The 21,588-nt window shown below is 71.7% G+C and carries 17 protein-coding genes; 6 read left to right on the forward strand and 11 right to left on the reverse strand.

Annotated features, from left to right (window positions below):
• Nucleotides 1-86: 86 nt before the first annotated feature.
• The 4 genes from ACFUNE_RS00835 to hrcA all read right to left on the reverse strand — a co-directional run bounded on the left by ACFUNE_RS00835 (nucleotide 87) and on the right by hrcA (nucleotide 4,201).
• Nucleotides 87-833, reverse strand: a complete 747-nt coding sequence (locus tag ACFUNE_RS00835; protein WP_383560761.1) for a 16S rRNA (uracil(1498)-N(3))-methyltransferase — start codon at nucleotides 831-833, stop codon at nucleotides 87-89.
• Nucleotides 830-1,903: a nitronate monooxygenase gene (locus ACFUNE_RS00840; protein WP_383560764.1), complete on the reverse strand. Its 1,074-nt coding sequence runs from the start codon at nucleotides 1,901-1,903 to the stop codon at nucleotides 830-832. The genes ACFUNE_RS00835 and ACFUNE_RS00840 overlap by 4 nt, the downstream gene beginning before the upstream one ends.
• 144 nt (nucleotides 1,904-2,047) lie before the next feature.
• Nucleotides 2,048-3,184 (reverse strand): molecular chaperone DnaJ, encoded by a 1,137-nt coding sequence (dnaJ, locus tag ACFUNE_RS00845; protein ID WP_383560767.1) that lies wholly within the window; start codon nucleotides 3,182-3,184, stop codon nucleotides 2,048-2,050.
• Nucleotides 3,185-4,201, reverse strand: a complete 1,017-nt coding sequence (gene hrcA / locus ACFUNE_RS00850) for a heat-inducible transcriptional repressor HrcA (protein ID WP_383560770.1) — start codon at nucleotides 4,199-4,201, stop codon at nucleotides 3,185-3,187.
• Nucleotides 4,202-4,366: 165 nt separating this feature from the next.
• Here hrcA and ACFUNE_RS00855 point away from each other — a divergent pair, with 165 nt between their 5' ends.
• From ACFUNE_RS00855 to ACFUNE_RS00865, 3 genes are all read left to right on the forward strand, one after another.
• A complete protein-coding gene (locus tag ACFUNE_RS00855; RefSeq protein WP_383560772.1) occupies nucleotides 4,367-5,089 on the forward strand; it encodes an MBL fold metallo-hydrolase in 723 nt (240 codons plus the stop codon).
• 25 nt (nucleotides 5,090-5,114) lie between these two features.
• Complete coding sequence (locus ACFUNE_RS00860; RefSeq protein ID WP_383560774.1) at nucleotides 5,115-5,933, forward strand: DUF3097 domain-containing protein; 819 nt, start codon at nucleotides 5,115-5,117, stop codon at nucleotides 5,931-5,933.
• Between the two features lie 119 nt (nucleotides 5,934-6,052).
• Nucleotides 6,053-8,935 (forward strand): ABC transporter substrate-binding protein, encoded by a 2,883-nt coding sequence (locus ACFUNE_RS00865; RefSeq protein ID WP_383560776.1) that lies wholly within the window; start codon nucleotides 6,053-6,055, stop codon nucleotides 8,933-8,935.
• A gap of 132 nt (nucleotides 8,936-9,067) precedes the next feature.
• On the opposite strand, the gene hemW is transcribed toward ACFUNE_RS00865, so the two are convergent.
• From hemW to lepA, 4 genes are all read right to left on the reverse strand, one after another.
• Nucleotides 9,068-10,300: a radical SAM family heme chaperone HemW gene (gene hemW / locus ACFUNE_RS00870; RefSeq protein WP_383560779.1), complete on the reverse strand. Its 1,233-nt coding sequence runs from the start codon at nucleotides 10,298-10,300 to the stop codon at nucleotides 9,068-9,070.
• 11 nt (nucleotides 10,301-10,311) lie between these two features.
• On the reverse strand, nucleotides 10,312-12,273 hold the full coding sequence (locus ACFUNE_RS00875) for a SpoIIE family protein phosphatase (RefSeq protein ID WP_383560781.1): 1,962 nt from the start codon (nucleotides 12,271-12,273) through the stop codon (nucleotides 10,312-10,314).
• A 176-nt stretch (nucleotides 12,274-12,449) separates the two neighbouring features.
• Nucleotides 12,450-14,339, reverse strand: a complete 1,890-nt coding sequence (locus tag ACFUNE_RS00880; protein ID WP_383560783.1) for an AMP-dependent synthetase/ligase — start codon at nucleotides 14,337-14,339, stop codon at nucleotides 12,450-12,452.
• A 286-nt stretch (nucleotides 14,340-14,625) separates the two neighbouring features.
• Complete coding sequence (gene lepA, locus ACFUNE_RS00885; protein ID WP_383560786.1) at nucleotides 14,626-16,500, reverse strand: translation elongation factor 4; 1,875 nt, start codon at nucleotides 16,498-16,500, stop codon at nucleotides 14,626-14,628.
• A gap of 215 nt (nucleotides 16,501-16,715) precedes the next feature.
• Here lepA and rpsT point away from each other — a divergent pair, with 215 nt between their 5' ends.
• The gene (gene rpsT / locus ACFUNE_RS00890; RefSeq protein ID WP_014156344.1) at nucleotides 16,716-16,982 is read left to right on the forward strand and encodes a 30S ribosomal protein S20; all 267 of its coding nucleotides are present in this window, start codon (nucleotides 16,716-16,718) and stop codon (nucleotides 16,980-16,982) included.
• Nucleotides 16,983-17,336: 354 nt separating this feature from the next.
• Here the strand turns inward: rpsT and holA are convergent, their stop codons facing one another.
• Nucleotides 17,337-18,326 carry a DNA polymerase III subunit delta gene (gene holA / locus ACFUNE_RS00895; RefSeq protein WP_383560790.1) on the reverse strand — a complete coding sequence of 330 codons (990 nt, stop codon included), beginning with the start codon at nucleotides 18,324-18,326 and terminating at the stop codon, nucleotides 17,337-17,339.
• 90 nt (nucleotides 18,327-18,416) lie between these two features.
• On the opposite strand from holA, the gene ACFUNE_RS00900 reads away from it, so the two are divergent.
• A complete protein-coding gene (locus tag ACFUNE_RS00900) occupies nucleotides 18,417-18,662 on the forward strand; it encodes a hypothetical protein (protein WP_383560793.1) in 246 nt (81 codons plus the stop codon).
• Between the two features lie 251 nt (nucleotides 18,663-18,913).
• On the opposite strand, the gene ACFUNE_RS00905 is transcribed toward ACFUNE_RS00900, so the two are convergent.
• The gene (locus ACFUNE_RS00905) at nucleotides 18,914-19,801 is read right to left on the reverse strand and encodes a YceI family protein (protein WP_383560796.1); all 888 of its coding nucleotides are present in this window, start codon (nucleotides 19,799-19,801) and stop codon (nucleotides 18,914-18,916) included.
• A gap of 266 nt (nucleotides 19,802-20,067) precedes the next feature.
• Nucleotides 20,068-20,892: an arylamine N-acetyltransferase gene (locus tag ACFUNE_RS00910; protein ID WP_383560798.1), complete on the reverse strand. Its 825-nt coding sequence runs from the start codon at nucleotides 20,890-20,892 to the stop codon at nucleotides 20,068-20,070.
• Nucleotides 20,893-20,992: 100 nt separating this feature from the next.
• On the opposite strand from ACFUNE_RS00910, the gene ACFUNE_RS00915 reads away from it, so the two are divergent.
• The gene (locus ACFUNE_RS00915; RefSeq protein WP_383560801.1) at nucleotides 20,993-21,448 is read left to right on the forward strand and encodes a pyridoxamine 5'-phosphate oxidase family protein; all 456 of its coding nucleotides are present in this window, start codon (nucleotides 20,993-20,995) and stop codon (nucleotides 21,446-21,448) included.
• The last annotated feature ends 140 nt before the right edge of the window (nucleotides 21,449-21,588 follow it).

Consider the following 21,588-nt stretch of genomic DNA (forward strand, 5'->3'; position numbering starts at 1 on the left):
TTCGGTCCTCGTGATCAGTACTCCGGCATGCTATCCGGCCGGAGCGCTGTCGCGGGCTCCGGCGGCCGGTGCGGGGCGGGCGGCCCTCAGCTCCAGCGCCCGGTGCGCCCCATCAGCAGGGCGACCGCGGCCGTGCCCGCGGTCGAGGTGCGCAGCACACTGGGGCCGAGCCTGTACGGCGGCGCTCCCGCCCCGGCGAAGGCCGCCAGCTCCTGGGGGGACACCCCGCCCTCCGGGCCCACGACGAGCACGATCGTGCCGGCGGCGGGGAGCCCGGCGGTCGCGAGCGGCTCACCGGCGGTGTCCCGGTCCTCGTGCAGGACGCCCGCGAAGTCCGCCCCGGCCAGCAGCGCCGCGACCTGCTTGGTCGTCATGGCCTCCGCCACCTCGGGGAAGCGCACCCGGCGGGACTGCTTCCCCGCCTCGCGCGCGGTGCTGCGCCACTTGGCCAGGGACTTGAGCCCACGGTCGCCCTTCCACTGCGTGATGCAGCGTGCGGCCTGCCAGGGCACGATCGCGTCGACGCCCGTCTCGGTCATCGTCTCCACGGCGAGCTCCCCGCGGTCGCCCTTGGGGAGCGCCTGGACGACGGTGATGAAAGGGGCGGGAGCCGGCTCCTCGTGCACCGGCTCCAGGCCGGTGACGAGGAGGCGGTCCTTGCCCTCCGCCGCCCTCACGACGCCTTCCGCCCAGCGGCCCCGCCCGTCGGTGAGGACGACGTCCTCACCGGGGTTCAGCCGCTTCACCGAGACGGCGTGCCGCCCCTCGGGTCCGTCCAGGACGAACTCCGGTCCTCCCGGCAGCTGTTCGACGACGAAGACCGGTGCCGTCACTGGGCACTCCTCACACTCACTGCCGCACGCGCGGCTTCCGTCTCGGCGGCGAGCAGGCCGACGAGTTCCCCGGCGGGCAGCTCGCGCGCCAGCCGGTGGCCCTGCCCCGCCCACAGGGCCATGCCCTGGGCGTCCCCGGCCTTGGCGGCCGCCTTGCGCAGACCGCTGGTCATCTGGTGCACCTGCGGATAGGCGGCCGGGGCGTACGGTCCGTGCTCCCGCACGAACCGGTTGACCAGTGCGCGCGCGGGGCGGCCGGAGAACGCCCGGGTCAGGGTCGTGGTCACGAACAGCGGGTTGGTCAGGGCCTGCTTGTGCAGCGGGTGGGCGCCCGACTCGGGGCAGGGCAGGAACGCCGTGCCCAGCTGCGCCGCGTCGGCACCGGCCGCCAGGACGGCCGTGATCTGGGAGCCGAGCATCAGTCCGCCCGCCGCGATCACCGGGAGGCTCACGGAGGCGCGGACCTCGGCGACCAGGGCGAGCAGCCCGGTGCCGGTGAGGCCCGCCTGCGGGTCGTCGCGGTGCGTGGACTGGTGGCCGCCCGCCTCGGTCCCCTGGACACAGAGGGCGCCCGCACCCGCCCACTGGGCGTTCCGTGCCTCCTGGGCCGAGGTGACCGTGACGACGGTGAGCGTGCCCGCGGCGGCGAACGCGTCGAGGACCTCACGGGTGGGGCAGCCGAAAGTGAAGGAGACCAGAGGTACGGGGTCCTCCAGCAGGATCGCGACCTTGGCCTCGTAGCCGTCGTCCCCGCCGGCGTCCGGGTCGCCGAGGGGGGTCTCGTACCAGGTGGCCTCGCCCGCGAGCTGGTGGCGGTAGACCTCGACGGCGCTCGGGTCGGCGACCAGCGGCTGCGGCATGAAGAGGTTGACGCCGAAGGGCCGGCCGGTCTCCCGCCGGACCTGCTTCACCTCGTTGTACATGCCGTCCGCGGTCTTGTACCCGGCGGCGAGGAAGCCGATCCCTCCGGCCTCCCCGACGGCCGCGGCCAGCTCCGGCCTCGACGCGCCGCCCGCCATCGGGGCCTGCACGATCGGGTAGCGGCAGAGACCGGTCAGCGCCAAGGACATGACCGCATCGTGCCACGTCCGGCGGATCGTGCCGAATCAGCCCTTTCACACGGCGGACGGGCCGCCGGACACAGCGCACCGCCCGCCGGTAGCAGGCCGGCGGGCGGTGCGGTGACAGGGTTCGCGGGCGGTGCCGCGGCGGGCTCAGCGCCCGTTGAAGGCGTCCTTGAGGCGGGAGAAGAGGCCCTGCTGACCCGGCTGGAACTGGCCCGTGGGCCGCTCCTCGCCGCGCAGCTTGGCCAGCTCCCGCAGGAGGCGCTCCTGCTCGGGGTCCATCTTCGTCGGGGTCATGACCTCGACGTGCACGATCAGGTCACCGCGCCCGCCGCCGCGCAGGTGCGTGATGCCCCGCCCGTGCAGCGGGACCGACTGTCCGGACTGGGTGCCCGGCCTGATGTCGATCTCCTCCAGGCCGTCGAGCGTCTCCAGCGGCACCTGGGTGCCGAGCGCCGCTGCCGTCATCGGGATGGTGACCGTGCAGTGGAGATCGTCGCCGCGCCGCTGGAACACGGCGTGCGCGAGCTCGTGGATCTCGACGTACAGGTCGCCGGCGGGACCGCCGCCGGGGCCGACCTCGCCCTCGCCCGCCAGCTGGATCCGGGTGCCGTTGTCGACACCGGCGGGGATCTTCACGGTGAGGGTGCGCCGCGAGCGGATGCGGCCGTCACCGGCGCACTCGGGGCACGGGGTCGGCACGACCGTGCCGAAGCCCTGGCACTGCGGGCACGGCCGCGAGGTCATGACCTGGCCGAGGAAGGACCTGGTGACCTGGGAGACCTCGCCGCGGCCGCGGCACATGTCACAGGTCTGCGCGGAGGTGCCGGGTGCGGCGCCCTCGCCACTGCAGGTCGTACAGACGACCGCCGTGTCGACCTGGATGTCCTTGGTCGTGCCGAAGGCCGCCTCGGAGAGGTCGATCTCCAGACGGATCATCGCGTCCTGGCCGCGCCGGGTGCGCGAACGGGGTCCGCGCTGCGACGCCGTACCGAAGAACGCGTCCATGATGTCGGAGAAGTTGCCGAAGCCACCTTGTCCGAAACCGCCCGCGCCACCGCCTCCGGAGGCGGACAGCGGGTCGCCGCCGAGGTCGTAGACCTGCTTCTTCTGCGGGTCCGACAGCACCTCGTAAGCGGCGTTGATCTCCTTGAACCGCTCCTGGGTCTTCGGATCCGGGTTGACATCCGGGTGCAGCTCGCGGGCGAGTCTGCGGAATGCCTTCTTGATCTCGTCCTGGGAAGCATCGCGGCGCACGCCTAGTACGGCGTAGTAGTCCGTGGCCACTTACGACTCCGCCAGGATCTGTCCGACGTAACGTGCCACTGCGCGTACCGCTCCCATCGTTCCGGGGTAGTCCATGCGGGTCGGTCCGACCACGCCGAGTTTGGCGACTGCCTCGTCGCCCGAACCGTAGCCGACCGCGACGACGGACGTGGAGTTGAGGCCCTCGTGGGCGTTCTCGTGCCCGATCCGTACGGTCATGCCCGAATCCGTCGCCTCACCCAGCAGCTTCAGCAGCACGACCTGCTCCTCCAGTGCTTCCAGCACCGGCCGGATCATCACAGGGAAGTCGTGTCCGAAGCGGGTGAGGTTGGAGGTGCCGCCGATGATCAGCCGCTCCTCCGTCTCTTCGACCAGAGTCTCGAGAAGGACGGAGAGCACCGTGGATACGGTTCCCCGGTCCTCGGCCTCGAAGGACTCCGGCAGGTCCTGCACCAGCTGCGGGACGTCCGCGAAGCGTCGTCCGACGACCCGGCTGTTGAGCCGGGCCCGGAGATCGGCCAGTGACATGTCACCGAACGGTGCAGGGCAGTCGATCATACGCTGTTCCACCCGGCCCGTGTCCGTGATCAGCACGAGCATCAGCCTGGCCGGGGCCAGCGACAGCAGCTCCACGTGACGGACGGTCGACCGGGTCAGCGAGGGGTACTGCACGACGGCGACCTGTCTGGTCAGCTGTGCGAGCAGCCGGACCGTGCGGCTCACGACGTCGTCGAGGTCGACCGCGCTGTCGAGGAAATTCTGGATGGCCCGGCGCTCCGGCGACGACAGGGGCTTGACGCCCGCGAGCCTGTCGACGAAGAGACGGTAGCCCTTGTCCGTCGGGATGCGCCCCGCACTCGTGTGCGGCTGGGCGATGAAGCCCTCGTCCTCCAGCACCGCCATGTCGTTGCGCACGGTCGCCGGGGAGACCCCGAGGCTGTGCCGCTCCGTGAGCGCCTTGGAGCCGACGGGCTCCTCGGTGCCGACATAGTCCTGGACGATGGCGCGCAGCACTTCGAGTCTGCGTTCGCTGAGCACCGCGCACACCTCCAGCTGTGGTTCTTCGGCTTCTGCCTGGCACTCTGTGCGTTCGAGTGCCAGCAATCCCCCCGGTCAGTGTACGGGGGGAGGGTGGGCCCGGGGCAAGGGCGACCGGCCACGCCGTCGCCGGACCGCGCAGGTCGTTGCCGATAGCGTCGCCTCATGGACGTCTGTTGGGAAGAGTTCGGCTGGGAGCGGTTGGGCAACGGTACGGGGCGGCGCCGCCTCCCCGGGTGGGACGCGACCGTCGCGCTGGTGGCGGGCGCGGACGGCGTGCTGCTCTACGACACCGGTTCGACGCTCCGGGAAGGCGTCGAGTTGCGGACCCAGGCGGAGGGCCTGCTGGGCCGGAGGGTGACGCATATCGCACTGAGCCATCCGCACTTCGACCACGTGCTGGGCACCGCGGCCTTCTCCGGGGCGGAGGTGTACGGGGCGGTCGGCACGGCGGAACTGCTGGGGCGAGGCGCCGAGGAGCTGCGCGCGGACGCGCTGCGGCACGGGATGAGCGAGGCCGACGCCACGGCGGCCGCGGACGCCCTGGTGGCACCGCGGCACCAGGTGAGCGGCGAGTGGACGCTCGATCTCGGCGGCGGACTCCAGGTGCTGCTGGCCAACGTGGGGCCCGGTCACAGCGGCCACGATCTCGCGGTGCTGGTGCCGGGCTCCCCCGTCGTGGTGCTCTGCGGCGACCTGGTCGAGGAGTCCGGCGAACCGCAGGCGGGCCGTGACGCCGTCCCCTCGCACTGGCCGGCCGCGCTGGACCGCCTGCTGGAGCTGGGCGGCGAGGACGCGCTGTACGTGCCGGGGCACGGGGCGGTGGTGGACGCGGCTTTCGTGCGGGCGCAGCGCGAACAGCTGGCCTCCCGCTTCGGCGTGTCGTGAAAGGGCCCGCGTCTATCGTCGTGCCATGCGCAGCTACCAGCCGGACCTGACTCCGCCGTGGAAGAAGTCCGCCCCCGTCCCCGAGGTCCCCGCCGAGCCCGACCTGGTCGTCGAGGAGGCCGCCACCGGCTTCTGCGGGGCGGTGATCCGGTGCGAGAAGACCGCCGAGGGGCCGGTGGTCACGCTCGAGGACCGCTTCGGCAAGCAGCGGGTGTTCCCCATGGAGCCGCGCGGTTTCCTGCTGGAGGGGAAGGTGGTCACCCTCGTACGCCCGTCGGCCGGCGGTCCTGTCCGTCCGTCGCGCACGGCCTCCGGGTCGGTGGCGGTGCCCGGGGCCCGGGCACGGGTGGCGCGGACCGGCCGGATCTACGTGGAGGGGCGGCACGACGCCGAGCTCGTCGAGCGGGTGTGGGGCGACGACCTGCGCATCGAGGGCGTGGTGGTGGAGTACCTGGAGGGGATCGACGACCTCCCGGCGATCGTGCGGGAGTTCGCGCCCGGCCCGGACGCCCGGCTGGGCGTCCTGGTCGACCATCTGGTGCCCGGGTCCAAGGAGTCCCGGATCGCCGCTCAGGTCACCGACGGGCACGTGCTGGTGGTGGGGCACCCGTACATCGACGTCTGGGAGGCGGTGAAGCCGTCGTCCGTGGGCATCCCCGGGTGGCCGGCGGTGCCGCGCGGCCAGGACTGGAAGACGGGCGTGTGCCGGGCCCTGGGCTGGCCGGAGAACACCGGTGCGGCCTGGCAGCACATTCTCTCCAAGGTCGGCTCGTACAAGGACCTGGAGCCTCAACTCCTGGGCCGCGTGGAGGAATTGATCGACTTCGTCACTCTTCCTTCCTGATGTCCGGAAAGGGTTGAGGAGGATCCGGTACCGATCCCCGTGAACACCTGCGCCGCCCGCGCACCATCCGTTATTGAGGGGTGACTGCACGGCAGGGCGGTGGGAAGGCACGGGGGCGGATGACGCGCGAAGTGTGGCGGGACAGTGCGGAGAACGAGGCGGCCTCCGCCGTCTTCCACCTCATGCAGGAACTGATCGACCAGTACCGGGTCAACCGGCCGGTGATGCCCCTGGTCGTGGCGCAGGCGGAGGACGCCTCCGCCGGCCAGGAGATCGACGGGCGGGTCCAGCAGATCGTCCACCAGGTCCACCGGGCGAACCAGCTGCGCCGGGTCCCGGTGAAGCTGGTCGACGGCAGCGGCGTCACCCCGTACGACGCGGCGCTCTCCATGGTCCGCACGCTCAGCGAGCGGCCCTGGGAGACCCGGGGCACCTCGCAGTACAAGCCCTTCGCCTTTCCCCGTTCCCGGCTGCTCGCCGCCATCGAGCAGGCCACCGCCGCGGTCGTCGCGCAGCCGGACCGGGGCTCCGCCCGTGAACGCGACGAGCGGATCCTCGAACAGCTGGGCAGCCTGCGCTGGCGGGCCAACCGGTCGGGGCGCACCTGGTGGGACTCGCTGCGCGCATCGGTCCGGCCCGAGACGTTCCTGGGGGCCGTCTTCATCGCCGTGCTCAGCGTCCTGCTGGGTGAGATCGGCTGGCTGCTCACCGCCGTGGTCGCCGCCGCGGCCCTGCTCGGCCTGGCGGTCGTACGGCTGCTGACCAGGGCGGCGCCGCCGCTGCTGTGGCTGCGCCCGGCCAGCAGGTGGCTGGCGACCACGTCGTCACTGGCCGCGTCCAGCACCGGGTATCCCTCGGACGGCTGGTCGAGGTTCTCCCCGAGCGGATCCTGGCGGGTGATCCGGGCGCGCGCCGCCGCCGTCGCCGAGCGGGTCGCCGACGCGGGGGCGGGCGACGAGCACGCGCGCCAGTTCCATCTGGAGCTGCGGGTCCAGGCGCTGCTGGAGGACCTCCTGGACTGCTACCGGCCGCACGCCCCGGACTGGCGGCGCAGCAAGCGCACGGTCCCGCCGGTGGTCTTCCTGCCCACCGCCACCCAGGACAACGGCGGCATCCTGCTGATCAACGCCATCAACAACGTCCGCTCGCGGCGCAGCGAGGTGGACCCGCTGCTGCTCCTGGCCTCCCTGCCGGCCGACCGCATCATGCGGCACACCCCGCCGCTGCCCCCGGAGCCGCCCGCCAACAGCCCTGCCCGGTCGGGAGCCCGCGCGCGGTACGAGACCTGGGTCGACGACCTGAGCGTCGGCCAGGCGCCCGCGGCGGCCGTCAGGCTGGCGTGGGTACTGCGGCTCCCCCTGTCCACCGGGCAGCTGACCCATGAGCACGCACACGCCCAGCTCGTCACGCACCGCGTGCGACGCACCTGGGCGTGGTGGGTGATGTCGGGGAAGACGACGGCCCTGGTGCTGGTCTGCGCCCTGTTGGGGACCTTCCTGTGGAGCGAGCACTGGAAGGAGACGTACTGCTACGGCCCGCTCGCCGGACGCAGCACGGACGCGGTCAGAGTGGCAGGCCCGAGCGGCACCAAGGAGTGCATAGGGGTGGCGACGGCTTCGGAGGTGCGGTTCGCCGCGGGCAACACCCTGCAGCTGAACGGGGTGGGCGAGGGCGTCACCTTCGAGCGGATCGAGCAGGCGATAAGGGAGCAGAACGCCGGCATCGGCGCGGACGAACCGCGTGTCACCGTCGTCTACGCGGGCCCGCTCACCGGCACCGACGCGAACAGGGAGGACACCCGCAAGGGGCTGGAGGAGCTGACCGGTGTCTACCTCCACCAGCGGTTCGTCAACGACACGGCGAATCGTTCCGTCAAACTCCGGGTGCTGACGGCCAACGGCGGCCAGGACATGCTGCGGCAGACGACGGCGGTCAGGAAGATCGTCGAGGTCGCCCGGCGGGACCCCACTGTCGTGGGTGTGGTGGGCCTCGGCCGCAACACCACCGAGAACGCGGCCGCCACCGGGCTCCTCCAGCGCGCCGGGCTGCCCCTGGTGGACACCACGAACTCCGGCAGCGACCTGGCCCGCGAGTACCCGAACTACTTCGGCCTCGCCGCGACCGACGAGGAGCAGGCGGACGCCGTCGGGCTGGTCGCCGGCCAGCTGGCGGACAGGCTGGACGATCCACAGGCGGTCGTCCTGTCCAGGAAGGTGGCCAACGAGGACAAGGACCGCTACACCACCGAACAGCGCAGGGTGGGTCTGGAGATGCTGAAGCGGACGGGCTTCACCCTGGCCGCCGACACCCAGTACTCCCTGTCCAGGAACGGCGGCTCCGCCAATCTCGACGCGCCCCTGCACGCGATCTGCGGTGCGGAGCGCGTGCCCGACGCCCTGTACTTCGCCGGCCGGGTCGAGGACGTCAATACGCTGATGTCCGGCCTCGGGCAGACCGCCGGCTGCTCGGACAAGGCCATCACGGTCTTCACCGGGGACGACCTGGCCAAGGCGCGCTTCGACGACGCGACGAAGCTCGCCGACAAGGTCACGCTCTACTACGGCGCCCTCGCGCCCATGAGCCGGGGCGGCGGCCGGTCGTTCTACGCGGACTCCCGCAAGGCCCTGCAGTCGCTGCTCCCCGCGGGTCGGCAGCTGCCCACGCTGCCGAAGGAGCGCCCGTACGAGGACATGCTGTTCGCCAGCGGGCAGACCGTCATCTCCTACCAGGCGACGGCCGCCCTCTACGCGGCCGCGACCCGCGGCGACACCCCGCAGAGCGCGGCGGAGACCTGGGCGACGCTCTACTCGGTGGCCCTGCACGACATGCCGACCGGGACCATCACCTTCCGGGGGACGATTCCGTACGCCGACCAGAAGGTGCACGGCCTGAACATCGTCGAGGTGACACGGCCGGGCCCGGACGCGCAGAGCCGTCTCGTGTGCGGCCGGGCGGCGGGTGACCGGACTCCGCTCACCCGCGCGGACTGCCCGGTGCCGTAGGGGGCTCCCGGAAGCCCCTGCCGCTCGCCGTCTCCGCTGCCCGGGTCCGGGGCTCCGTCCCCGGTCCGTGGCTCCTGAGCCCGGGTCCGGGGCTCCTGCCCTCTCCCGGGCCTGTCGGGACGCGGGCCCCGGTCAGTCCACCAGGTCCCGCACGACGGCGTCGGCCAGCAGGCGGCCGCGCAGGGTGAGGACCGCCCGGCCCTCACCGTACGGCCCGGGTTCCAGCAGCCCGTCCTCCACCGCACGCCCGGCCGCCGCGAGCCCGGCGGGGGCGAGCAGCGAGAGCGGGCAGCCCTCGACGAGGCGCAGCTCCAGCAGGATGCGCTCGACCCGCCGGTCCTCGTCGCCGAGCACCTCACGGCCGGCTCCGGGCGAGCGGCCCTCGGCCAGGGCCTGCGCGTAGGCGCCGGGGTGCTTGACGTTCCACCAGCGCACCCCGCCGACGTGGCTGTGCGCCCCGGGCCCGGCACCCCACCAGTCGGCCCCGCGCCAGTACAGCTCGTTGTGCAGGCAGCGGCCCTCCGGCGTACGGGCCCAGTTCGACACCTCGTACCAGGAGAATCCCGCCGCCGCCATCGCCTCGTCCGCGATCAGGTACCGGTCCGCGTGGACGTCGTCGTCCGTCATCGGGACCTCGCCGCGGCGGATGCGGCGGGCCAGCTGGGTCCCCTCCTCGACGATCAGCGCGTACGCCGACACGTGGTCGGGTCCTGCGCCGATCGCCGCGTCCAGGGAGGCCCGCCAGTCGTCGTCGGACTCGCCGGGCGTCCCGTAGATCAGGTCGAGGTTGACGTGCTCGAATCCCGCCGCGCGGGCCTCGGCGACACAGGCCTCGGGCCTGCCGGGCGTATGGGTGCGGTCCAGGACCTTCAGGACGTGCTGCCGGGCGCTCTGCATGCCGAAGGAGACCCGGTTGAAGCCGCCCTCCCTCAGCGCCGCGAGGTACGCCGGATCCACGGACTCCGGGTTGGCCTCCGTGGTGATCTCGGCGTCCTCGGCCAGCCCGAACTCCTCACGGATCGCCGCGAGCATCCGGACGAGGTCGGCGGCGGGCAGCAGCGTGGGCGTACCGCCTCCGACGAAGACCGTGCGGACCGGCCGGGGGTCGTCGCCCAGCACCTTGCGGGCCTGGCGCACCTCCTCGACCAGATGGGCCGCGTAGTTGTCCCGGGACGCGAGGGCGCCGCCGGAACCGCGCAGCTCGGTCGCGGTGTAGGTGTTGAAGTCGCAGTAGCCGCAGCGGGTGGCGCAGTAGGGCACGTGCAGGTAGAAGCCGAGCGGCCGGCCGGCGGCGCCTTCCAGGGCGTGGCGGGGCAGCGCCCCGTCGTCGGGCACGGGCTCACCATCGGGCAGTACGGAAGGCATACCGTCCATTGTCACTCGCCGCCGGAGCTGCCCCTGACAGACGTGCGCCGTTCCTCGTCGACCTGGATCACGAGCAGGGCCAGGTCGTCGTCGGGCGGACGCTCGGCGAAGGTGTGGACGGCCTGCTTGATCCGGTCCGCTATCCCGGCGGCAGGAAGCCCCGCGCAGCCGGCCAGGACCCGCGCGAGGCCGTCGTCGTCGTCGAACATCAGCCGCCCCGAGCGCCGCTCCGTCACCCCGTCGGTGACACAGAGCAGGCTGTCGCCCGGTTCCAGGTCGAAGCTCTGGCTCCCGTACGCGACGTCCTCGACGACTCCGAGCAGCACCTGTGACTCCGCGGCCGGGCGTACGGAACCGTCGGGGCGCAGCAGCAGCGGGAGGGGGTGGCCGGCGCTCGCCACGGTGCAGCGCACGCCACCGTCCGGGAGCGGCACGAGGTCGCCGTACAGGAGGGACAGGAAGCGGGACTGGGAACCGTCCTGCATCTGTCCGCCGTCCTGGATCTGCTGGCCGCCCGCCGCCGCGACCATGAGGGCCGCGGCCTCCGCCGCTTCCATGGCGTCGTCCAGGAGAAGCCGGTTGAGGCGGTCGAGGACCTCGCCGACGCGGAAGCCCTCCCTGGACAGCAGGCGCAGCCAGGGGCGGGCGAGGCCCGTGACGACGGCGGCCTCGGGGCCGCTGCCCTGGACGTCTCCGAGGACGAAGCACCAGCGGCCGCCGGGGCACGGGAACAGGTCGTAGAAGTCGCCGCCGACCACGCCGTCGTCACCGGGCTCGTATACCAGCGCGCTGGTGACCCCCGGTATCTCGGCGACCTTGCTGGGCAGCAGGCCGCGCTGCAGGATCCGGCTGATCGTGGCCTGGCGGGTGTAGGCGCGGGCAGCCCCCACCGCGAGGCCGACCCGCCGTACGAAGTCCGCGAGGAGGGCGGCGACCTCGTCGGGGATGTGGTCGGTGCCCTCGCGGCCCACGAGGACGGCGCCGAGCGTCCGTCCGCCGGAGATGATGCGGTGGGCCAGAGCGGCCCCCGTGCCGTCCCCGCGCTCCGCGGTGGCCCCTCCGGGCCAGGGCATGGGAACGGGGCCCGTACCGACGCTTCCGGGTAAGCGGAGCGGCTCCTTCTCCAGTGCGGGACGCAGCAGCGCGGTCCGCGCCTCGTCGCTGTGCCAGACCCCCGCGAGCCGGGGCACCGCCGCCGGGCCGCCGCTCTCGCTCTCCAGCCATATCGCACACCAGTCGGCGAGCCGGGGCACCAGGAGCGGGCCCGCGATCGAGGCCACCAGGTCCTCGTCGAGCTGGCCCGCGAGCAGGCCGGAGGCCTCGGCCAGGAAGGAGAGCCCGCCGCGCCCGGCCCACCCCGCGTCGTCGCGTGCGGCGTGCCCGGCCGCGGGGGCGAGGGCCCCGCCGACGCGCGGCACGCGCCCGCGGGAGGCGCCGTCGGCCGGCGGGGCATCGGGCATTCCGTAGCGGTCGTCGCCCAGGAGCCGGGCCCAGACGGTCTTGAGTCCGGTGCGGTAGGTGATGCCCCACGATTCGGCGAGCGTGGCGACGAGCTGAAGCCCCCGGCCGTACTCGGCGGGGTCGGGCCGCTCGGCACGGCCGTCGCGTACCGACCGGGCGGGGTGGTGGTCGGTGATCTCCAGCACCAGCGCGGCCGGCTCGGGTCCGGCCGAGTCCTCCAGCCGGAGGAGGAGCTCGACCGTCGTACCGGCGTGCACGACCGCGTTGGTGACCAGCTCGCTGGCCACGGTCAGCGCGTCGTCGGTGAGCCGTTCACCGAACTCGCCGGTGGACGGCAGGCCGAGCCCCGTCCAGTCGCCGAGCGCCGCCCGGACGAATCTGCGGGCGGCGGCCGACGCCTGCGGGATTCCGGGCAGGCTCGTACGCGCGACCGGACGCGCGTCCCCGCCCTGACCTGCGATGACAGTGCCGGGACGCTGAACGATGTCCCGCTGCAAGGGAATGGGCCCCACGGTGCGGCTCCTGACGGTCTCGCGAAACGCCGCTGACGTATCCCGACAGAGTGACAGACCGGGCGTGCCCATAAGCGGCGAGTGACGCAAGTGGCGGGAGTCGGAGCAGGAACGGGGCCGGGGCCGGTGGGCGCTCCCGCACCCACCGGCCCCGGCCGGACGAACTCCTCGGCTTGCTACGCCTCGCGGGAACCCGCGTACATGTCGTCGATGAGGCCCCTGTACTCGCGCTCCACGACCGGCCTCTTCAGCTTGAGGCTGGGCGTCAGCTCGCCGTGCTCGATGTCGAGGTCGCGCGGGAGCAGCCGGAACTTCTTGATGGTCTGCCAGCGCTGGAGACCCTCGTTGAGCCGCTTCACATAGCCCTCGATGAGCTCCACGGCCTGCGGGGAGGCGACCACGTCGGCATACGGCTTGCCGCCCATGCCGTTCTCCTCGGCCCAGCCGAGGATCGTCGGCTCGTCGAGCGCGATGAGGGCGGTGCAGAAGTTACGGTCCGCGCCGTGCACCAGGATGTTCGAGACGAACGGGCAGACCGCCTTGAACTGGCCCTCGACCTCCGCAGGGGCGATGTACTTGCCTCCGGACGTCTTGATCAGGTCCTTCTTGCGGTCGGTGATCCGCAGGTAGCCGTCCTGGGAGAGCTCGCCGATGTCGCCGGTGTGGAACCAGCCGTCGGACTCCAGCACCTCGGCGGTCTTCTCGGGCAGCCGGTGGTACCCCTCCATGAGCCCGGGGCCGCGCAGCAGGATCTCGCCGTCGTCCGCGATGCGGACCTCGGTGCCGGGGAGCGGCTTGCCGACCGTTCCGGTGCGGTAGGCCTCGCCCGGGTTGACGAACGAGGCGGCGCTGGACTCGGTGAGGCCGTAGCCCTCCAGGATGTGGATGCCCGCGCCCGCGAAGAAGAGGCCGATGTCGGGGGCGAGCGCGGCGGAGCCGGAGATGCAGGCCCGGAGCCGGCCTCCGAAGGCTTCCCTGATCTTCGCGAAGACGAGGGTGTCGGCGACCTTGTGCTTGGCTCCGAGGCCGAAGGGGACGGAGGCCTTGCCGGTCCGGCGGAAGTTGTCCTGCGACACCTTCGCGTGCTCGCGGGCGACCTCCGCCGCCCACTGGAAGATCTTGTACTTGGCACCGCCGCCCGCGCGCGCCTTGGCGGCGACCCCGTTGTAGACCTTCTCGAAGATGCGGGGCACGGCCGCCATGTAGGTCGGCCGGACCACCGGGAGGTTCTCGATGATCTTGTCCACGCGGCCGTCGACCGCGGTGACGTGACCGACCTCGATCTGGCCGGACGTGAGGACCTTGCCGAACACGTGGGCGAGCGGCAGCCAGAGGTACTGGACGTCGTCTGAATTGATCATCCCGGTGGAGACGGTCGCCTTGGCCATGTACGACCAGTTGTCGTGCGGCAGCCGCACACCCTTGGGACGGCCGGTGGTGCCCGAGGTGTAGATCAGCGTCGCCAGCTGGTCCGCCGTGATGGCGGCGACCCGCTCGGTGATCGCGTCGGGGTTCTTCACCAGGTACTCGACACCCCGGGCCTCGAGCTCGGCCAGCGTGAGGACCCACCCCTCGGGATCGCCCTCCACCTGCCCGGCGCCGGCCGGGTCGATGACGACGACATGGGCCAGGTCCGGCAGCGACGCCCGGCTCTCGCGGGCCTTCGCCAGCTGTGCGGCGTCCTCGGCGATCAGCACACGGCTGTCGGAGTCGGCCAGGATGAAGGCGGACTCCTCGGTGTTCGTCGACGGGTAGACCGTCGTCGTCGCGGCGCCCGCGCACATCACGCCGAGGTCGGCGAGGATCCACTCGACCCGGGTGGAGGAGGCGAGTGCGACACGCTCCTCCGGCCGGACACCCAGGCTGATCAGACCGGCCGCGATGGCGTCGACCCTCTCGGCGGCCTGCGCCCAGGTCAGCGACTTCCATTCGTCCGGACCCTGGCCCGAGGCGGCCGGCACGGGGAAGCGGTACGCCTCGCCGTCCGGGGTGGCCTTCACGCGGTCGATGAAGAGGGTCGCCACGGAGGGCGGTCGGCTATCGATCAAGGTCTGTGTGTCGCTCACGACGTCCTCCGGGCCTGCGGCATTGCTACGACCGGCTTATGGGTGCTGCTGCTTGTATGTCCTGCTTCTCGTTCCCGCTCGGCCTGCTTGTTTAACTGGCGAGTAACTAACGGGTGGTGATCAGAGTAGAGCGCCCGGGACCGTCACGTAAGAGGCAACAGGCAGCCGCTTGATAACGAACCGGGCCCCTGTGCGGCGGATGTCCGCGGCACAGGGGCCAGTTGGGCTACTCCCGGGTACGTCCGGAAACGTACTCCCGGGCGGTCCGGGCAGGACGGGGCCGGCGCTACTTCTTCGCCTTGGCCTCACCGGCAGACTCGTCGGTCGACAGGACGGAGATGAACGCGTCCTGCGGCACCTCCACGTTGCCGACCATCTTCATCCGCTTCTTGCCTTCCTTCTGCTTCTCCAGCAGCTTCCGCTTACGGGAGATGTCACCGCCGTAGCACTTGGCGAGGACGTCCTTGCGGATGGCGCGGACGGTCTCACGGGCGATGACCCGGGAGCCGATGGCCGCCTGGATCGGCACCTCGAAGTTCTGCCGGGGGATGAGCTTCTGCAGCTTGGCGACGAGGCGGACACCGTACGCGTACGCCTTGTCCTTGTGCGTGACCGCCGAGAAGGCGTCCACCTTGTCGCCGTGCAGCAGGATGTCGACCTTGACGAGCTGGGCGGACTGCTCGCCCGTGGGCTCGTAGTCGAGCGAGGCGTAGCCGCGGGTCTTGGACTTCAGCTGGTCGAAGAAGTCGAAGACGATCTCGGCGAGCGGCAGGGTGTAGCGGATCTCGACCCGGTCCTCGGAGAGGTAGTCCATGCCGAGAAGGGTGCCGCGCCGGTTCTGGCAGAGCTCCATGATGGCGCCGATGAACTCGCTGGGCGCCAGGACCGTGGCCCGCACGACCGGCTCGTGCACCTTGTCGATCTTGCCCTCGGGGAACTCGCTCGGGTTGGTCACGATGTGCTCGGAGCCGTCCTCCATCTCCACGCGGTAGACCACGTTGGGGGCGGTGGCGATGAGCTCCAGACCGAACTCGCGCTCCAGGCGCTCACGGACGACGTCGAGGTGCAGCAGGCCGAGGAAGCCCACGCGGAAGCCGAAACCGAGCGCGGCCGAGGTCTCCGGCTCGTACACCAGTGCGGCGTCGTTGAGCTGAAGCTTGTCGAGGGCCTCGCGCAGGTCCGGGTAGTCGGATCCGTCCAGGGGGTAGAGCCCCGAGAACACCATCGGCTTGGGGTCCTTGTAGCCGCCCAGCGCCTCGGTCGCCCCCTTGTTCAGGGAGGTGATGGTGTCACCGACCTTGGACTGCCGGACGTCCTTCACGCCGGTGATGATGTAGCCGACCTCACCCACGCCGATGCCGTCGGCCGGGGTCATCTCCGGGGAGGAGACACCGATCTCCAGCAGCTCGTGGGTGGCGCCCGTCGACATCATCTTGATGCGCTCGCGCTTGCTCAGCTGACCGTCCACGACCCTGACGTAGGTGACGACACCGCGGTACGCGTCGTAGACCGAGTCGAAGATCATCGCCCGGGCGGGGGCGTCCGCCCGGCCGACCGGGGCCGGGACGTCGCGGACGACCCGGTCGAGCAGCGCGTCCACACCGACGCCGGTCTTCGCGGAGACCTTGAGCACGTCCTCGGGCTGGCAGCCGATGAGGTTGGCCAGCTCCTCGGAGAACTTCTCGGGCTGCGCGGCGGGCAGGTCGATCTTGTTGAGCACCGGGACGATGGTGAGGTCGTTCTCCATCGCCAGGTAGAGGTTGGCCAGCGTCTGCGCCTCGATGCCCTGGGCCGCGTCGACCAGCAGGACGGTGCCCTCGCACGCCGCCAGGGAGCGGGAGACCTCGTAGGTGAAGTCCACGTGGCCCGGGGTGTCGATCATGTTGAGGATGTGGGTCGCGCCCTTGTCCTCACCGTCGGTGGGCGCCCACGGCAGACGGACCGCCTGGGACTTGATGGTGATGCCGCGCTCGCGCTCGATGTCCATCCGGTCGAGGTACTGGGCGCGCATCTGCCGCTGATCGACCACTCCCGTCAGCTGAAGCATCCGGTCGGCAAGAGTCGACTTGCCGTGGTCGATGTGCGCGATGATGCAGAAATTGCGGATCAGCGCCGGGTCGGTACGGCTCGGCTCGGGCACGTTGGTAGGAGTCGCGGGCACGCAGGGTCCTGATTCTTGAGACGCCGGACGCCGTGTCTCGGGTCGAAGTCGGGTCGGACGGATCGATACGTAGCCTCCATGGTCCCACGCCTGCGGGGCCAGGACCGGTTTGGGCCGGTCCGAGGGTGACTGCTACCGTGGGCAGCTGTGCCTCGTGGCCCTCAGAAGCGGCGTGGCGCACATAGGAGATCCAACGAACCTGAAAAGGCTCTTTCGTGGCGAACATCAAGTCCCAGATCAAGCGGAACAAGACGAACGAGAAGGCGCGCCTGCGCAACAAGGCCGTCAAGTCCTCGCTCAAGACCTCGATCCGCAAGGCCCGCGAGGCTGCCGCTGCCGGTGACGTCGAGAAGGCCACTGTGGCCGTCCGTGACGCCTCCCGCCAGCTCGACAAGGCTGTCTCGAAGGGTGTCATCCACAAGAACGCCGCCGCCAACAAGAAGTCGGCGCTGGCGCTCAAGGTTGCCGCCCTCCAGGGCTGAGCTACTGATGTGATCGCCGGAACGGACGCAGCGGGCCCTCTCTCCCGCTCCTGACCGGCACCCCGCGCCGCACACCGAACCTGCGTTCGCCACGCGGGTGCGGCGCACCATGTGTCACCCGAAGGCCCCGGCCGATGTCCTCCCCAGGACGACGGCCGGGGCCTTCGTGCGTGCGGGGACCATGTCCGGCCCCGGGCCCGACCCGCGTACGCCTCGGCGCCGCGTACGCCCCGGCGCCGGCCGGGCGTGGCGCCTCAGCTTCAGGGGGTGGCGCGCCTCGGCGGGCGGGCGTGGCGCCTCAGCTGGCGGGCGTCTCGCCTCGGCGGCCGCCATCAGCTGCCAGAAGGTGGCGGCTCAGCGACCGCCGGAACGTGCCGCGCGGGCGACGGCGACCACGGCCTTCTCCAGGGCGTACTCGGGGTCGTCCCCGCCGCCCTTGACGCCCGCGTCTGCCGCCGCGACCGCGATCAGCGCCGCCGCGACTCCGTCCGGTGTCCATCCCCGCATCTGCTGGCGGACCCGGTCGATCTTCCAGGGCGGCATGCCGAGCTCACGGGCCAGGTCCGCCGGACGTCCGCCCCGGGCCGAGGAGAGCTTCCCGATCGCCCGCACACCCTGCGCGAGGGCGCTCGTGATGAGGACGGGAGCGACACCGGTGGACAGCGACCACCGCAGCGCCTCCAGCGCTTCCGCCGCCCGGCCCTCGACGGCCCGGTCGGCGACGGTGAAGGAGGACGCCTCCGCCCGGCCCGTGTAGTAGCGGCCGACGACGGCCTCGTCGATGGTGCCTTCGACATCCGCGGCGAGCTGCGAGACGGCGCTCGCCAGCTCCCGCAGGTCGCTGCCGATGGAGTCCACCAGGGCCTGGCACGCCTCGGGTGTCGCGGAGCGCCCGATCGCCCGGAACTCCGACCGTACGAAGGACAGCCTCTCGGCCGGCTTGGTGGTCTTGGGGCACGCCACCTCACGCGCCCCGGCCTTCCGCACCGCGTCCAGGAGGCTCTTGCCCTTGGCTCCGCCCGCGTGCAGGAGCACGAGGGTGATCTCCTCGGCCGGGGCGCCCAGGTACGCCTTGACGTCCTTGACGGTGTCGGCGGAGAGGTCCTGCGCGTTGCGCACGACCACCACCTTGCGCTCCGCGAAGAGGGACGGGCTGGTGAGCTCCGCGAGCGTGCCGGGCTGGAGCTGGTCCGGAGTGAGGTCGCGGACGTCCGTGTCTGCGTCGGAGGCACGCGCGGCGGCCACCACGTACTGCACGGCACGGTCCAGGAGCAGGTCCTCCTGGCCCACGGCGAGTGTGACGGGGGCGAGCGGATCATCGGTGGAACTGCGTCTGGTGGCCATCGCGGTCCAGCATCCCACGCCCCTGTGACAACTCCGCGGGGCAGCCGCCCCGGCGCTCCGGCACGCCCGGGCGTGCCGGAGAATGAGCGGGTGAGCGATGTGAGACATGTGCTGGTGCTGCCCGACCGGGACACGGCCGAGGAGGTCGCGGGAGAACTCCACGACCGGTTCGGGGTCAGCGAGGAGCCGCAGCTGGTCCGGGACGCCCTGGCCGGCGAGGACGACGCCGAGGACGCCCAGTGGCTGGTGGTGGTGGAGGACCCGGCCGCACGTCTGGACTCCGCGGCGCTCGACGCGTTCGCCGCGGAGTACGAGGGATGGCTCGAAGCCCCGTAGAGCCCCGGAGAGCCCGCGGAGCCCCGGAGAGGTGTGGCCGTGGACCGGTGCACCGGAGATGTCGGCTCTGCACGTGCCTGAGTGCTGGGCTCCAGGGCCGCGGTTCCGCGCGCATCTGCCCGTCGGTGGCTTCAGGGCTGTACGCCGGCGCGTCGGGGAGCCTCGGGGCTGTGCGTCGGCATGTCGGGGCCTCGGGGCCGTGCGTCGGCCTGCCAGGTGCCTCGGGGCTGTGCGTCGGCCTGCCGGCGCAGTCAGCTCGTCGTGGGGATGATCTGGATGTCCATCTCGATGTTGATGCTCGGTCCGACCACGGCGATGCCGCGCGCCAGCATCGTCTGCCAGGTGAGCGTGAAGTCCTCGCGGTGCAGTTCGGTGGTGGCCCGGCATGCGGCCCGGGTCTCGCCCTCCAGACCGTTGCCCAGACCGAGGTACTGGGTGTCCAGGGTGATGGTGCGGCTCACACCGTGCAGGGTGAGCGCTCCCGTGACGCCCCAGCGCGTTCCGCCGCGGTGGACGAAACGCTCGCTGTAGAACTCGAGGGTCGGGTAGCGCTCGACATCGAGGAAGTCACCGGACCGCAGGTGGTCGTCGCGCATCCGGACGTTCGTGTCGATCGACGAGGCGTCGATGACGACGTGCATGGCGGAGTCCTCCATGCGGTCCGCGATCCGCACGGCGCCGGCGAAGGTGTTGAACCTTCCGTGGATACGGGCCATCCCGATGTGACGGGCGGTGAAACCGATCTGGGTGTGTGCCGGCTCGATCTCCCATTCACCCGGATCGGGGAGCTGCGGCGGCTGGGCCACCTGGAGGGAGACGTCGCCGAGGCTCGCGTGGCCCCCTTCGGCCACGGTGACCGAGCCGTGGAAGGGGGTGAAGCCCTCGGCCGTGACACCCAGGCGGTAGTCGCCCGCCGGGACGGTGGCTACCAGGTTCCCGAACGGGTCCGTCTCCCCTCCGACCACCTTGCGGCCCACGCTGTCGGTGACGACGAAGTCGGCCTGACGCACGGCCTCGGTGACGGGATCCAGCACTCGGCAGCTCAGCATTCCGGCGTTGTGCGGCATGGAGAGGCCTATGGCGGTACTGCTCTGTGCGGTACCGGATTTCGCTCTGTTGCCTCGCCGACGGCCGAACATGTGCGTACTCCCCAGGGGTGGTTCTCACCTCGGGCCTGACAGCCGGACGTCGTTGCCGGAACAGCGGCCCGCCGACGAATACGCATTCGATCACCGTTGCTACGTTCGAGGCAAACGCCGCAGCTCAGAAGGGGTTGTGCCGACCTGTGCCCAGCTGTGTGCCGCTGTACACAGGTGTGACCGAAGGTCCGTATTGCCTCAGCGGCCCGGTTCCGGTGCGCACCCATCGCTCCGCGCCCCCGGCTCCTGCGCACACCCCGCGCCCGTCACGGAGTCAGGGCCGGTCGCACTGCGGGCGATTGGTCGAGCACGAACCCGAAGTAGTCGCGGTAGGCGGCGAGCACCTCGGCGTCGTCTCCCAGCTCCGTCTCGTGCCGCTCGCCCCGCACGGTGCTGATCAGAGTGCGGTTGCGCAGGGTGACCCGGCCGTCCTCGGTGCGCCGGGAGCAGATGAGGGACCGGGTGAAGTGGGAGTCCGGCGAGGTGCGGTGGTACCACGACCCCACCCGGAAGTCCGCCAGCACACGCGGCCGCAGATCCAGGCGGAACTGTCTCGAACCGTCGCGCAGCAGATCGAGGTCGCCCTGCGGGGCCTCCCGGAGACGGAACCTGCCGCTGGGATCGTCCTGTTCGGTGCGGACATCCAGCTGGAGCGGGTGCAGCGCGTGGTCGCCGAACCCGACATCGGCGAGCCACGGCCCCGTACCGTCGTCGGTCTCCACGCGCAGTGCCACGTGGTCGTACGGGATACCGAGGCGCCCGCCGTCGCCGAAGACCCGCGCCTGGAGGAGGGTGACCCGGAATCCGAGGCCTCGCAGCAGTGAGGCGAAGGCGCCGTTGAGTTCGTAGCAGAAGCCGCCGCGGCGGTCCGTCACGATCTTGTCGACGAGCCTCTCCTCCTCCAGGACGATGTCCTGTCCGAGGTGGATCGAGAGGTTCTCGAAGGGAACGGTCGCCAGGTGCCGGAGCTGCAGCTCGCGCAGGGCCTCGGCGTCTGCGCGGACGGGTCGGGCCGCACCGATGCGTTGCAGGTAGGCGTCCACCCGGGCGGGGGCGGGCGGGCGGGCCGGCTGCGGGAGTTCCTCGTTCATGCCGGAAGTCTGTCGCGGTACGCCGGGCGGCGCCATCAGGCCCTGGGCCTAGGACCGGCGGCGGATGTGGTGGCGTGTGCCGCTGGCTAGCGTGTGGGCCATGACGGAACGAGAGCCGGCCCGCGGCCTGGAACAGCGCAAGCAGGACGTACTCGGTCGCCTGGAGAAGGACGAGGACGTCTGGGTGGCCACGGCGACGCCCGACGGCGTGCCGTGCCTGGTTCCGCTGTCGTTCGTGTGGGACCGGGACACGCTGCTGCTGGCCACCCGGCGCACCAATCCGACCGCGGTCAACGTGACACCGTCCGGGCAGGTCAGGGTCACCCTGGGGCACACCCGCGACGTGGTGCTGATCGAGGGAACGGCCGAGGTCGTGGAGGGGGCCGACCTCCCCGCCGACTCGGGCGACGCGTTCGCCCGGAAGCTCGACTGGGACGTGCGCGGGCGTCCCGCCTGGGTGTACCTGCGCATCACGCCGTACACCGTCAAGGCCTGGCGCGAGGTGAACGAACTGGCGGGACGGGACCTGATGCTCGACGGCGCCTGGCAGACCTGACGGCGGGCGTCGGCCGGACAGCGGGCGTCGGCCTGACGGCGGGCGTCGGCCGGACAGTGGACGTCGTCCGGACAGTGGGAGGGGTGGCCGGACAGTGGGGGGGGTGGCCGGGCAGATGGCGTCGGCACGACAGTGGGCAC

Source organism: Streptomyces sp. NPDC057287, assembly GCF_042667905.1.
GTDB lineage: Bacteria > Actinomycetota > Actinomycetes > Streptomycetales > Streptomycetaceae > Streptomyces.

Excerpts from the sequence above, each read along its gene's own strand:
- hemW (WP_383560779.1), bottom strand. The coding sequence starts at position 10,300 with ATGCCTTCCGTACTGCCCGATGGTGAGCCCGTGCCCGACGACGGGGCG.
- ACFUNE_RS00910 (WP_383560798.1), bottom strand. The coding sequence starts at position 20,892 with ATGAACGAGGAACTCCCGCAGCCGGCCCGCCCGCCCGCCCCCGCCCGG.
- ACFUNE_RS00860 (WP_383560774.1), top strand. The coding sequence starts at position 5,115 with ATGCGCAGCTACCAGCCGGACCTGACTCCGCCGTGGAAGAAGTCCGCC.
- holA (WP_383560790.1), bottom strand. The coding sequence starts at position 18,326 with ATGGCCACCAGACGCAGTTCCACCGATGATCCGCTCGCCCCCGTCACA.
- ACFUNE_RS00840 (WP_383560764.1), bottom strand. The coding sequence starts at position 1,903 with ATGTCCTTGGCGCTGACCGGTCTCTGCCGCTACCCGATCGTGCAGGCC.
- ACFUNE_RS00915 (WP_383560801.1), top strand. The coding sequence starts at position 20,993 with ATGACGGAACGAGAGCCGGCCCGCGGCCTGGAACAGCGCAAGCAGGAC.
- ACFUNE_RS00855 (WP_383560772.1), top strand. The coding sequence starts at position 4,367 with ATGGACGTCTGTTGGGAAGAGTTCGGCTGGGAGCGGTTGGGCAACGGT.
- ACFUNE_RS00865 (WP_383560776.1), top strand. The coding sequence starts at position 6,053 with ATGACGCGCGAAGTGTGGCGGGACAGTGCGGAGAACGAGGCGGCCTCC.
- ACFUNE_RS00905 (WP_383560796.1), bottom strand. The coding sequence starts at position 19,801 with ATGTTCGGCCGTCGGCGAGGCAACAGAGCGAAATCCGGTACCGCACAG.